The 12,548-nt window shown below is 66.3% G+C and carries 10 protein-coding genes; 6 read left to right on the top strand and 4 right to left on the bottom strand.

Annotated features, from left to right (window positions below; translation table 11 throughout):
• Positions 1 to 7 precede the first annotated feature (7 nt).
• The 4 genes from carB to recJ are packed head-to-tail and all read left to right on the top strand — an operon-like array spanning position 8 to position 6,383.
• Complete coding sequence (gene carB, locus XCC_RS09600; protein WP_011037013.1) at positions 8 to 3,250, top strand: carbamoyl-phosphate synthase large subunit; 3,243 nt, start codon at positions 8 to 10, stop codon at positions 3,248 to 3,250.
• An 8-nt stretch (positions 3,251 to 3,258) separates the two neighbouring features.
• Positions 3,259 to 3,723 (top strand): transcription elongation factor GreA, encoded by a 465-nt coding sequence (greA, locus tag XCC_RS09605; RefSeq protein ID WP_014507602.1) that lies wholly within the window; start codon positions 3,259 to 3,261, stop codon positions 3,721 to 3,723.
• 3 nt (positions 3,724 to 3,726) lie between these two features.
• The gene (locus XCC_RS09610; RefSeq protein ID WP_011037015.1) at positions 3,727 to 4,647 is read left to right on the top strand and encodes a hypothetical protein; all 921 of its coding nucleotides are present in this window, start codon (positions 3,727 to 3,729) and stop codon (positions 4,645 to 4,647) included.
• Complete coding sequence (recJ, locus tag XCC_RS09615; protein ID WP_011037016.1) at positions 4,644 to 6,383, top strand: single-stranded-DNA-specific exonuclease RecJ; 1,740 nt, start codon at positions 4,644 to 4,646, stop codon at positions 6,381 to 6,383. The genes XCC_RS09610 and recJ overlap by 4 nt, the downstream gene beginning before the upstream one ends.
• 87 nt (positions 6,384 to 6,470) lie before the next feature.
• Here the strand turns inward: recJ and XCC_RS09620 are convergent, their stop codons facing one another.
• The 4 genes from XCC_RS09620 to XCC_RS22555 all read right to left on the bottom strand — a co-directional run bounded on the left by XCC_RS09620 (position 6,471) and on the right by XCC_RS22555 (position 10,222).
• Positions 6,471 to 7,499: a DUF1176 domain-containing protein gene (locus tag XCC_RS09620; RefSeq protein WP_011037017.1), complete on the bottom strand. Its 1,029-nt coding sequence runs from the start codon at positions 7,497 to 7,499 to the stop codon at positions 6,471 to 6,473.
• An 89-nt stretch (positions 7,500 to 7,588) separates the two neighbouring features.
• A complete protein-coding gene (locus tag XCC_RS09625) occupies positions 7,589 to 8,851 on the bottom strand; it encodes an acyltransferase family protein (RefSeq protein ID WP_019237697.1) in 1,263 nt (420 codons plus the stop codon).
• A gap of 175 nt (positions 8,852 to 9,026) precedes the next feature.
• Complete coding sequence (locus XCC_RS09630; RefSeq protein WP_274400778.1) at positions 9,027 to 9,749, bottom strand: acyltransferase family protein; 723 nt, start codon at positions 9,747 to 9,749, stop codon at positions 9,027 to 9,029.
• A gap of 146 nt (positions 9,750 to 9,895) precedes the next feature.
• A complete protein-coding gene (locus XCC_RS22555) occupies positions 9,896 to 10,222 on the bottom strand; it encodes an acyltransferase family protein (protein WP_011037020.1) in 327 nt (108 codons plus the stop codon).
• 209 nt (positions 10,223 to 10,431) lie between these two features.
• Between XCC_RS22555 and XCC_RS09640 the strand changes: the two genes are divergently transcribed.
• Both XCC_RS09640 and prfB read left to right on the top strand, forming a co-directional pair.
• Positions 10,432 to 11,280: a LytTR family DNA-binding domain-containing protein gene (locus XCC_RS09640; protein ID WP_228442243.1), complete on the top strand. Its 849-nt coding sequence runs from the start codon at positions 10,432 to 10,434 to the stop codon at positions 11,278 to 11,280.
• A gap of 73 nt (positions 11,281 to 11,353) precedes the next feature.
• Positions 11,354 to 12,479 (top strand): peptide chain release factor 2 gene (gene prfB, locus XCC_RS09645; RefSeq protein ID WP_100097357.1). Its coding sequence is split into 2 segments (ribosomal slippage): positions 11,354 to 11,428 and positions 11,430 to 12,479, totalling 1,125 coding nucleotides; the frame shifts between segments, so codons are not numbered across the junction.
• Positions 12,480 to 12,548 lie beyond the last annotated feature (69 nt).

A 12,548-nucleotide genomic window follows, 5' to 3' on the forward strand; every position in this document is an offset into this window, starting at 1 on the left:
GAAGACAATGCCAAAGCGCACCGACCTTAAAACCATCCTGATCATCGGCGCTGGCCCGATCGTCATCGGCCAGGCCTGCGAGTTCGACTACTCCGGCGCGCAGGCGTGCAAGGCGCTGCGTGACGAGGGTTATCGCGTGGTGCTGGTCAACAGCAACCCGGCCACGATCATGACCGACCCGAACATGGCCGACGCCGTGTACATCGAGCCGATCAACTGGCAGACGGTCGAAAAGATCATCGCCAAGGAAAAGCCCGATGCCCTGCTGCCGACGATGGGCGGCCAGACCGCGCTGAACTGCGCGCTGGACCTGGCCGACCACGGCGTGCTGGAGAAGTACAACGTCGAGCTGATCGGTGCCAAGCGCGAAGCGATCCGCATGGCCGAAGACCGCGAGCTGTTCCGCGTGGCGATGGGCGAGATCGGCCTGGATTGCCCCCGGGCCGAAGTGGCGCACACGCTGGAAGAAGCGCTGGATATCCAGACCCGCGTCGGCTATCCGACCATCATCCGCCCCAGCTTCACGCTGGGTGGCAGCGGTGGCGGCATTGCGTACAACCGCGAAGAGCTGATCGACATCGTCGGCCGCGGCCTGGAACTGTCGCCGACCACCGAGGTGCTGGTGGAAGAATCGGTGCTGGGCTGGAAGGAATTCGAGATGGAAGTTGTGCGCGATACCGCGGACAACTGCATCATCGTGTGCGCGATCGAAAACCTCGACCCGATGGGCGTGCACACCGGTGACTCGATCACCGTGGCGCCGGCGCAGACGCTCACCGACAAGGAATATCAGCGCCTGCGCGATGCCTCGATCGCGGTGCTGCGCAAGATCGGCGTGGATACCGGCGGCTCCAACGTGCAGTTCGGCATCAGCCCGACCACCGGCCGGGTGGTGGTGATCGAAATGAACCCGCGCGTGTCGCGTTCGTCGGCGCTGGCGTCCAAGGCCACCGGCTTCCCGATCGCCAAGGTCGCCGCGAAGCTGGCGGTGGGCTACACGCTGGACGAGTTGAAGAACGAGATCACCGGTGGCCTGACCCCGGCCTCGTTCGAGCCGTCGATCGATTACGTGGTCACCAAGATTCCGCGCTTTGCCTTTGAAAAATTCCCGCAGGCCGATGCACGCCTGACCACGCAGATGAAGTCGGTCGGCGAAGTCATGGCGATGGGCCGCACCTTCCAGGAATCGCTGCAGAAAGCCCTGCGTGGCCTGGAAACCGGCAAGATCGGCCTGGACCCGACCGGCCTGGATCTGGGCAGCGAAGACGACATGGCCGCGCTCAAGCGCGAGCTCAAGGCCCCGGGCCCGGAGCGTCTGTTCTACGTGGGCGATGCGTTCCGTGCCGGCATGAGCGTGGCCGATGTGTATGCTCTGTCGTTCATCGACCCCTGGTTCCTGGACCAGATCGAAGAGCTGATCAGCCTCGAGCAGCAGCTGGCCGACGATGGCATGGCGGCACTGGATGCCCCACGCCTGCGCCTGCTCAAGCGCGCCGGTTTCTCCGACGCACGCCTGGCCGAGCTCATCGGCACCAACGAAGAAGCCGTGCGCACGCTGCGCCGCGCGCTCAAGGTGCGCCCGGTGTACAAGCGCGTGGACTCGTGCGCGGCTGAATTCGCCACCAGCACTGCGTACCTGTATTCGACCTACGAGGACGAGTGCGAAGCGCTGCCGAGCAACCGCGACAAGATCATGATCCTGGGCGGTGGCCCCAACCGCATCGGGCAGGGCATCGAGTTCGACTACTGCTGCGTGCACGCGGCACTGGCGCTGCGCGATGACGGCTTCGAGACCATCATGGTCAACTGCAACCCGGAAACCGTCTCCACCGACTACGACACCTCCGACCGCCTGTACTTCGAGCCGCTGACGCTGGAAGACGTGCTGGAGATCGTCGAGCTGGAGCAGCCCAAGGGCGTGATCGTGCAGTACGGCGGCCAGACCCCGCTGAAGCTGGCGCGTGCGCTGGAAGCCAACGGCGTGCCGGTGATCGGTACCTCGCCGGACTCGATCGATCTGGCGGAAGATCGCGAGCGCTTCCAGCAGCTGGTCGACAAGCTGGGCCTGAAGCAGCCGCCGAACCGCATTGCCCGCAATGCCGACGAGGCCTTAGTGCTGGCGCGCGAAATCGGCTACCCGTTGGTGGTGCGCCCGAGCTATGTGCTGGGCGGCCGCGCGATGGAGATCGTGTATGGCGAATCCGACCTGGCGCGCTATGTGCGCGATGCGGTGAAGGTCTCCAACGATTCGCCGGTGTTGCTGGACCGCTTCCTCGACAACGCGGTGGAAGTGGACGTGGACATCATTGCCGACAAGGACGGCAACGTGCTGATCGGCGGGGTGATGGAGCATATCGAAGAAGCCGGCGTGCATTCGGGCGATTCATCCTGCTCGCTGCCGCCGTACTCGCTGTCGGCCGAAACCCAGGCCGAGCTGCGTCGTCAGGTGGTGATGCTGGCCGAAGGCCTGAATGTGGTTGGCCTGATGAACACCCAGTTCGCGGTGCAGGTCAACGACGCCGGCGATGACATCGTGTACCTGCTGGAAGTGAACCCGCGTGCCTCGCGCACCGTGCCGTTCGTGTCCAAGGCCACCGGCATGCCGCTGGCCAAGATCGCTGCGCGCTGCATGGCCGGCAAGACGCTGGCCGAGCAGGGCGCCACCAAGGAAATCGTGCCGGACTACTATTCGGTGAAAGAGGCGATCTTCCCGTTCGCCAAGTTCCAGGGCGTGGACCCGATCCTCGGGCCGGAGATGCGCTCCACCGGTGAGGTGATGGGCGTGGGCCGCAGCTTCGGCGCCGCGTTTGCGCGCGCCCAGGAAGCCGGCGGCATCAAGGCGCCGCCGCTGGGCAAGGCCTTCGTGTCGGTGCGCGACCCGGACAAGCAGCGCGTGTTGCCGGTGGCCCAGGCCCTGGTGGAGCGCGGCTTCACCCTGGTGGCCACGCGTGGCACCGGTGCGTGGTTGCAGCAGCACGGCCTGAGCTGTGAGATCGTCAACAAGGTGGCCGAAGGGCGGCCGCATATCGTCGACTCGATCAAGAACGGCGAGATCGTCTACATCGTCAACACCACCGAAGGGCGCGCGGCGATCTCCGATTCGTTCTCGATCCGTCGTGAAGCGCTGCAGCATCGCGTGACCTATTCGACCACCGTCGCCGGCGCCAAGGCGCTGGTGCATTCACTGGAATTCCGCGGCACCGGCCCCGTCTGGTCGCTGCAGGAACTGCACAAGGAGCTGGAAGCATGAGAGCCCCCATGACGTCCAAGGGCGCGCAGCGTCTGCGCGAGGAACTGGACCACCTGAAGTCGGTCAAGCGCCCGGCGGTGATCACTGCGATTGCCGAAGCGCGTGCGCACGGCGACCTCAAGGAAAACGCCGAGTACCACGCCGCGCGCGAGCAGCAGAGCTTCATCGAAGGCCGCATCAAGCAGCTGGAGGGCGAGCTGTCGCATGCCGAGATCATCGACATCACCAAGCTGGCGGCCGGCACCAAGATCGTGTTCGGTGCCACCGTGACGCTGGCCGATACCGAAACCGACGAAGAGAAGCGCTACCAGATCGTTGGCGATCTGGAGGCCGACATCAAGCTGGGCCTGATCGCGATCTCCTCACCGCTGGCGCGTGCGCTGATCGGCAAGCTGGAAGGCGATTCGGTGACCATCGATGCGCCGGCCGGGCAGCGCGAATACGAAGTCGTCAGTGTGGCGTATCTCGACTGATCGATGACCACCGCGACCCTGCTGCTGCCGGAACGCCGCCGCCTGCCCGGAACCCTGGGCGATGCAGCGGTGGCGCGTGCACTGGCGCGCGCCGATGTGCAGCTGGCCGAGGCTGGCGAAGTGGCGCAGTTGCAGCGCCATTTCGCGCTCACCCCGCGCCAGTGGCCGGTGGCGGCGCTGACGCGTCAGCTCGATGCCGGCGACGCCGCTGGCGCGACCTGGGTCCGCGCTGATCCGGCCTATGTGGTGCCGGACATGCAGGGCGCGCGCTTGATGGGTTACGGCGAAGCACTGGGCGCCACCGCCGAAGATCTGGTGATGCTGTTGCCGGTGCTCAAGCCGATGTTTGGCGATGCCGGTTTTCTGCTGGATGCACCCACGCCCTCGCGCTGGTATCTGCGGCTGTCGCCGGATGCACAGCTGCCGGAGTTCGCCTCACCCGAAGCGGCGATCGGTGAAGACCTGTTCGATCATTTGCCGGCCGGCGACACGGGCCGGCGCTGGCGCGCGCTGCTGACCGAAGCCCAGGTGGTGCTGCACCAGCATCCCTGGAACGAGGGGCGCGTGGCCAGCGGCAAGCCGCCGATCAATTCGCTGTGGTTCTGGGGTGGCGGCGTGTTGCCGCACGCAGTGACCTCGCCGCACCGCCAGGTACGCAGTCGCGATTCGTTGCTGCGTTCGCTGGCGCTTGCCGCAGGTGCCGATGCGCAGGGCGAGCAGCGCGTGGATGCGCTGGTGGATCTGCGCCACCTGCGCTCGCTGGAGCAGTTCAGTGCCGATGCGGTGGCGCCATTGCTCGCCGCCATCGCGCGCGGCGAACTCGATCGCCTGGTGCTGGATTTCCAGGACGGCAAGACCCTGACGCTGCAGCGCACGCAGCGCTGGCGGTTCTGGCGGAAGCCGCGCCTGCAGCTGGTGCAATGACCTCCAGCCCCACGATTGTGCGACGCCCGCCGGGGCAGGGCGGCACCTGGCCCGACGCAATGCTGCCGTTGTTGCGGCGGATCTACGCCGCGCGCGGCGTGGTCGATGTGCACGGCGCGCACCCGCGGCTCGGCCAGCTGTTGTCGCCGGAGTTGTTGCACAACAGCCGCGTCGCGGCCGAACTGTTGGCCGATGCGATCGCCGCCCAACGGCGCATCCTGGTGGTAGGCGACTTCGATTGCGATGGCGCTACCGCGTGCGCAGTCGGCGTGCGCGGTCTGCGCATGCTGGGTGCGCTGGATGTGCACCATGCGGTGCCCAACCGCATGGTGCATGGCTATGGTCTGTCACCGGCGCTGGTGGACGAACTGGCTGCACTGCAGCCGGATCTGCTGGTCACCGTCGATCACGGCATCGCCTGCCATGCCGGTGTTGCGGCGGCCAAGGCACGCGGCTGGACCGTGCTGGTCACAGATCACCATTTGCCCGGCGAGGTCTTGCCGCCGGCCGATGCAATCGTGGACCCCAACCTGGTGCAGGACAGTTTCCCGAGCAAGACGTTGGCCGGGGTCGGGGTGATCTTCTACGTGCTGCTGGCCTTGCGTGGCGTGTTGCGCGCACGCGGGGCGTTTGCCGAGCGGGCAGAACCGGATCTGTCCGTGCTGCTGGATCTGGTGGCGGTGGGCACGGTGGCCGATCTGGTGCCGCTGGACACCAATAACCGCGCACTGGTGTCGGCGGGCCTGCGCCGCCTGCGTGACGGCAAAGGCTGTATCGGCCTGCGTGCGTTGATCGACGCCAGTGGCCGCGATGCGGCGCGGCTGAGTGCCAGCGATATCGGGTTTGCGTTGGCGCCACGTCTCAACGCCGCCGGCCGGCTCGAAGACATGGCACTGGGCATCGAACTGTTGCTGTGCGAGGACTGGAGCCGGGCGCGCGAGATCGCCGGCCTGCTGGAAGAAATCAACGCCGAGCGTCGTGCGGTCCAGCAGTTGATGACCGACGATGCCGAGCAGGCCGTCACCAAGGTGATGCTGGCTGCCGATGGCGCGCTGCCGATGGCGGCCTGCCTGTTCGACCCTGAATGGCACCCTGGCGTGATCGGCCTGGTCGCCTCCAAGCTCAAGGACCGCCTGCACCGTCCGGTGATCGCGCTGGCACCGGCCGAGCCGGGCAGCGACCAGTTGCGTGGCTCGGCGCGCTCCATTCCCGGCCTGCATATCCGCGACGTGCTGGCGGCGGTGGATGCGCGCCATCCGGGGCTGATCCAGAAGTTCGGCGGGCATGCGATGGCGGCCGGCCTGAGCCTGGAGCACCGCGCGTTGGCCGCGTTCGAGCAGGCGTTTCAGACCCAGGTGCAGGCGATGGTCGATGCCTCGCTGTTGCAGGCCGAATTGCACAGCGATGGCGAGCTGGCCGCGCACGAACTCGATCATCTGCATGCCGAAGCGCTGCGTGCCGCCGGGCCGTGGGGGCAGGGCTTTCCCGAACCGCTGTTCGATGGGCAATTCGAGGTGCTGCAATGGCGCCTGCTCAAGGAGCGCCACCTCAAGCTGACCTTGCGCTGCGCCGGGCGCGCCGAGCCGCTCAACGCCATCCACTTCAATGGCTGGCGCGGCAGCGAGCCGGCGCGCACGGTGCGCATCGCCTATCGACTGGTCGGCGACGACTACCGCGGTGGCACTGCGGTACAGCTCATCGTCGAGCACTGCGAGCCGGCGGCGTCAGCGGGTTGAGAGGTGCGCTCCGGGCGCAGGCCTGGCGCGATCTGCCGTGCTGCAGACCGCGCCGTTGACGATGCGCCGGCCGGGTGATCGGGCAGGTTATTGTTTGACGTCGGCCACCACGGTTGGCAGCTCCCAGGCGCCGCCGGCGGCGACCAGCCGGCACAGGCCGGAGGTGGACTTGGAGGTCAGCACGAAGCGGCGGCCATCCCAGGTCCACGCTGCCTGGCTGTAGCAGTCGCCCAGGCCGCGACCCTTCTGCGACTCCAGGATGGTGGCGCCATCCAGATCGCTGGCATGTAGGGTCACCAGGGTTGGGGTGAACGGTGCGCGCGCATTCACGACCCAGAAGCCGGTGCCGATGTTGTAGGCGCCCATCCAGCAATCGGTGGAAACCAGCAGCTTGTCGTTGGTCAGGCGCGTGACGTTCAGCGGTTCCGACGCATCGCTGGCGTCGAGCCCCTTGCACTCCTCATCGGCAGGAAGGGTGGCGCGCAGCGCCTGATACAGCGCCGGCAGCGTGCCCAGGCGTGCGTCGCCTGCCTGCGCTGCGGCGAGCTTGGCCGCGCGGACCTGGGGTGCCGGCAACGGCGGCAGCACGGCGGTTTCGTCGCGGTCGCCCTTGCGCACCAGTGCCCCGCGCGTGCCGATCCGGCCCTGGAATTCGTCCATTTTCAGCAGCACCGCGGCCGCGCCGCGATCGGACAACTGCCAGCGCCGGCCATCGTTGCCGAGCGCCACGATCTTGCTGCTGCGTGGCAACGCCGCCAGCAGCGCGCCGACCTGCGCACTGGTCAGCACCGCAGTGCCGCGCTTGCCATCCAGCGCCAGCTTGCCCTGGTTGCGCTGATCGATCTGCAGGCTAAGCGAGGCCGGCATCTTGACCTTGTCGTACTGGCCCAGCATCAGCTCCGCCGTCACCGCCTGGCCGGCACCGGCCTTGCGGGTGAGCAACACCGAAACCGGCGGGTCGCTGTCATCGGCCTGGTAGCCGGCAGCGCGGCAGGTGCGGGTGTTGTCGCAGGCGATGGTCCAGTCGTCGTGACTGAAATCGACGCTGGTGGCAGGCGCGGCGAGCGCGGCGACAGGCGAGAGCAACAACAGGGCGGTACACAGGGAAGGGCGCATCGATGATCTTCAACAACAGGAACGGAAGCGCATCTTGCGTGCCGCCGGCAGTTGCCGTCCATCCCGCGGCGGAGCACGGTTGGCGCGGGTTAGGGCAATGTGCCGCGTTGATCGCGCTGCCTAGGCTCGCCTGGGTGCTCAGCAGCCGCAGAAACACCCGTGCCCACAGCGGGCGCGGCGCGGGGACGCGCTGGCACGCCGAACAAGGGACGCAGCCAGCGCAGGCGGCGGATGACCAGCTCATGCAGCAACAGGCATCCGGCCACGGTCGCCGCCAGCACCAAGGCCGGCTCCAGCCACGCACCGAGTTTGAATGGCGCCAGCCAGTACAACGCGACGATGATCAGGCTCTGATGCAGGATGTACCAGGGAAACACGGCCTCGGTGCAGTACGGCAACCAGGCGAACGGGCGGTTGAGGCGATGCCGCGCCCAGCCCAGCAAAGCGAGCAAGGCCAGCCACGTATAGGCAGCGCGCGCGAGGCGCTCGATCGTCCCCAGCGGCAGCGCGGCCAGAGCGGTTTGCAAGCCGGCCGGCAGTAGCGATTGGCCGCCCGCCCGCAAGGTCAGCTCCACCGTGATTGCCAGCACCGCGCTCGCCAAGGTGAGCCAGCGCAACTGCACCGCCCAGCGCCAAAAGCGCGTGTTATGCGCCAGCAGATAGCCCAGCAGGAACAACGGGAACGATTCGGCATGCACGAACCAGTCGCCGACCAAGGCGTGGGTGGGCGGGTAGCGCGGCAGCAGCCACAGCACGCAGACGCTTTCCCACAGGATCGGCAGCAGCAAGAGCGCCGGTACCAGCACGGCGGCGGGCAGCCGTGGCAGTGCCAGCGTCGGCAGCGCGCGGGCCAGCGCCATTAGCGCCAGGAGCAACAGCGTGTACGGCAGCAAGTAGGCCAGATACCACAGATGGTTCCATGTGATGCCGTGCTCCCCGCCATCGAAGCTGCCGGCCGGCCAGGGACGCACCTGCCAATAGCGCAGCAGGAAGGCGCCAAAGCCCGGGCTGACCTTTCCATTCGTCACGCCCTGGCAGTACGCCTGCACCGCCACCACCACGAACATGCCGAACAGCAATGGAGGCAATAACCGGCCGCAGCGTCGCCATGCGAACTGCCACGGCGCGCGTTCCGCACGCGCCAGCCCGATCGCAATGCCGGAGATCATAAACAGCAGCGGCATGCGCCAGCGGTTGAGAACGATCATCGGCGCCTGTAACCACTCGGTGGTATAGGCACTCTTGAGGTGGAACTCCCAGCCGGCCACGTAGGCCATGCCCACGTGATAGAGGATCAGCAGTGCGAAAGCGAAGACGCGCAAGGCATCGATATCGTGGCGGCGCTCGTTCATGGTCGTGTCGTTGGAAGGCGTGCCCGCATCCTCGGCAATCTGGCCCCATACAGCTGTGCCAAGGGAGCAATGCCGTCCCTGTGTGACCAGTTGCGGTCCCACGGGGACGGCGAGCGGGCGATTGGCCCGAGATGCGCGAATAGTTTCACCCGAGCGAAGGCCGGCTCTGGCGTCGCTACGTCGCCGTCTCTTTCTTTATGACGGGAGCCGCGCGCAGCCTTGTCATCGCTGGCAGGCCAAAAAGCGGCCGTAGCCAGCGCTGTCTGCGGATGACCTCGTAGCCCGCCAGGCACAGCGCGGCGGTCACGACGATCAGCGTCGCACTCTCGACCAGTTGCGGCAGTGCCAGTGGCTTCAGGGAATGCGCCAGGACCACGATGATGGTCTGATGCAGCACATAGACCGGAAACACGGCAGCGGTGAGATAACGCAAGGCGGCGCCGTCTGCATGACGGAAACGGTAGGCAAAGCCCAGGACGGCGGCGATCGCGCACCACTGGTCGACCGCCCACAGCACCCGCAAGAGCAGGCGCAGCGTGGTGGGCGCGGGATGCGCGTCATCGTAAATGCATAAATACAAGGTGTGGATCATCAACGCATAGCTGCAAACGGCCAGCAGCAGTGCCACCCAGCGCAGGCGTTGCAGCGACTCCCAGACGCTGGTCATTGGCGCAATCAGCACTCCGATCAGGAAGATTGGCAGGTACCGCGCGTGGTTGTACCAATCGTCGAATAGCCAATGGGTCTGCTCGAAGCGAGCCACCAGCAGCAGACGTGCCAGCGCCAGGAGCGTCACCGGTACCAGCAACACCCGCCAGCCCCGAACTTCCCGCGCGGTCCATGCGCGTATCCGCACCATCGCGTCGGCAGGAAGCAGACGCCAAAGGAACCAGGCCACCAGCGTGTAAGCCCACAGGTAAGGCAGGAACCACAGATGGTTCCAGGTCGGCAGGCGCAGACAGTCGCCGTCGGTGCCACAGAATCCTTGGTGGGGCTCAGATACTTTGCATAAAACGCCAGGTAGCCCTCGTGGTAGCCGCCGGGTCATTGTTCCACCACTTGATAATAGGACTGTGGCGGCACGATCACGGCCATGCCGAACAACAGCGGCAGCAGCAACTGGCGCGATCGTCGATATAGCAAGCCCTCCGGCCTGCTGCGCAGCATGAAGGCTGTGGCGACACCGGAAATCAGCAACAGCAGCGACATCCGCCACGGGCTACTGAGCAGCATGACCGGCTGCAGCATCAGCTGGGTGGTGGGACTTTTGACGTGCCAGTCCCAGGTCACGTAGTCCATGCCGACGTGGTAAAGCACCAGCAGGCCAAACGCGATGACGCGCAGCCAGTCCAGATCGTGACGCCTTTGCATTGGCTGCCTCTGCCATCGCCGATAGGGGGCCAACTACATGGGGCGGCGCTGCAGGCGGCCAGCGGATAGGGGCGACATCGCGAGATTCAGGGACGAACGGCGTCTGCAATGGGGGCGACCGGCCGAGCCAGCCCTAGAATATGGGGATGAGCACCGACCCCGCCCGCACGACCCTGGAGCGCTTTCTGCCGTGGCAGCGCAGCGCAGGCATGTTCTTCTGGCTACTGGTGGTGGTGGTCAACGCCAGCGGCAACGCGGTCACCGAGTTGATGGATCGCCGGCGCGCCGGGCTGCCGATCCAAAGCTGGGAGCCCTGGGTCTGGGAGCTGTCCAGCGGCCTGGTCTGGCTGCTGATGCTCGTCCCCGTCATTGGCTGGTTCACGCGCAAGCTGCCGTTGCATCTGGATACCTGGTGGCGCCGGCTGCCCTGGTATCTGTTGGTCAGCGTGGCAGTCTCGGTGGTGCACGTCCTGACGATGGTCGGGCTACGCATGCTGGCCTATCGGCTGCTGGGCGAGCATTACGATTTCGGCGCGTGGCCGCAGGAACTGGTCTACGAATATCTCAAGGACGTGCGCACCTTCGTGATCATCGTCGCGTGCATGCACGGCTACCGGTTTCTGTTGCGGCGCTTGCAGGGCGAAGTGCGGCTGCTGGCTGCGCCCGACGAAGGCGCGCCGGTGGAGTCGCTCGAGCGCCCCGGACGCTTTCTGGTGCGTAAGTTGGGGCGCGATTTCCTGGTCGCCGCCGCCGATATCGAATGGCTGCAGGCGTCCGGCAATTACGTCAATCTACATGTGCGCGGGCACGATTATCCGCTGCGCAGCACGATGACGGCGATCGAGGCGAAGCTCGATCCGGCCGTGTTCGTGCGGATCCATCGCAGCTACATCGTCAACCTGGGCTGCGTGGTTTCCATCGAGCCGCTGGACGCCGGCGAGGCGCGCGTGCACCTGTCCGGCAATGGCCCGCTGCCGTGCAGCCGCCGTTACCTGGCGTCGCTGCGGCGGGCCGCCGGCCATGCCGAGGCGCCAGCGGTGCCGGTTGTGCCGGGCTGAACTGGATGGCCACCGCGTTCCGCCGTCGCCGCCCGCTTGCTAAACTACCGGGCTTGTTTGCCGGAAGTCCGTCATGATCGAAACCAATCCGATCCGCCAGCGCATCACCGATCTCAACGATCGCGTGCTCTCGCTCAGGGGGTATCTTTGACTACGACGTCAAGAAAGAGCGTCTAGAGGAAGTCAGCCGGGAGCTTGAGAGCCCCGATGTCTGGAACGACGCCGAGCGCGCCCAGGCGCTGGGACGCGAGCGCTCCATGCTGGAAAAGACCGTCATCGGCATCGCCGATGTGCTGGCCGGCCTCACCGATGCCGGCGAGTTGCTGGACCTGGCCGAGAGCGAGCAGGACGAAGACACCGCCGTGGCGGTGATCGCCGACCTGGACAAGTACCAGGCACACGTCGAAAAGCTGGAATTCCAGCGCATGTTCTCCGGGCAGATGGACGGCGCCAACGCGTTCGTCGACATCCAGGCCGGCGCCGGCGGTACCGAAGCCCAGGACTGGGCGGAAATCCTGCTGCGCATGTATCTGCGCTGGGCCGAGTCGCGCGGCTGGAAGACCGAGCTGATGGAAGTGTCCGGCGGCGAAGTCGCGGGCATCAAGTCGGCCACGATCCGCATCGAAGGCGAGTACGCCTATGGCTGGTTGAAGACCGAGATCGGCGTGCACCGGCTGGTGCGCAAGTCGCCGTTCGACTCCGACAACCGCCGGCATACCAGCTTCACCTCGGTGTTCGTGTCGCCGGAAGTGGACGACAACATCGAGATCGACATCAATCCGGCCGATCTGCGTACCGACGTTTACCGCTCCTCGGGTGCCGGCGGCCAGCACGTCAACAAGACCGAGTCGGCGGTGCGCATCACGCATATTCCGACCAATACCGTGGTCGCCTGCCAGACCGGCCGCAGCCAGCACCAGAACCGCGACAACGCGATGAAGATGCTGGCCGCCAAGTTGTACGAGCTGGAAGTGCAGAAGCGCAACGTCGAGCGCGATGCGCTGGAAGCGACCAAGTCCGACATCGGCTGGGGCAGCCAGATCCGCAACTATGTGCTCGACCAGAGCCGTATCAAGGATCTGCGCACCGGCATCGAACGCAGCGACACCCAGAAGGTGCTCGATGGCGATCTGGACGAATTCGTCGAAGCCAGCCTCAAGGCCGGCCTGGCGGCGGGCTCCAAGCGCCTGGATGCCTGAGTGCCGGGGTGCGCCGGNGCCNGNGNNNTGTCGCACCGGCGCACTGCAGCACTGCGGAGACCGCGTCGC

The sequence above is a fragment of the Xanthomonas campestris pv. campestris str. ATCC 33913 genome (assembly GCF_000007145.1).
In the GTDB taxonomy this organism is placed as follows: Bacteria; Pseudomonadota; Gammaproteobacteria; order Xanthomonadales; family Xanthomonadaceae; genus Xanthomonas; species Xanthomonas campestris.

What these genes read in the sequence shown, in the direction of transcription:
- XCC_RS09625 (WP_019237697.1), bottom strand. Translation starts at nt 8,851, where the DNA reads ATGAACGAGCGCCGCCACGATATCGATGCCTTGCGCGTCTTCGCTTTC.
- XCC_RS09610 (WP_011037015.1), top strand. Translation starts at nt 3,727, where the DNA reads ATGACCACCGCGACCCTGCTGCTGCCGGAACGCCGCCGCCTGCCCGGA.
- carB (WP_011037013.1), top strand. Translation starts at nt 8, where the DNA reads ATGCCAAAGCGCACCGACCTTAAAACCATCCTGATCATCGGCGCTGGC.
- XCC_RS09620 (WP_011037017.1), bottom strand. Translation starts at nt 7,499, where the DNA reads ATGCGCCCTTCCCTGTGTACCGCCCTGTTGTTGCTCTCGCCTGTCGCC.
- XCC_RS09640 (WP_228442243.1), top strand. Translation starts at nt 10,432, where the DNA reads ATGTTCTTCTGGCTACTGGTGGTGGTGGTCAACGCCAGCGGCAACGCG.
- XCC_RS22555 (WP_011037020.1), bottom strand. Translation starts at nt 10,222, where the DNA reads ATGCAAAGGCGTCACGATCTGGACTGGCTGCGCGTCATCGCGTTTGGC.
- recJ (WP_011037016.1), top strand. Translation starts at nt 4,644, where the DNA reads ATGACCTCCAGCCCCACGATTGTGCGACGCCCGCCGGGGCAGGGCGGC.
- greA (WP_014507602.1), top strand. Translation starts at nt 3,259, where the DNA reads ATGACGTCCAAGGGCGCGCAGCGTCTGCGCGAGGAACTGGACCACCTG.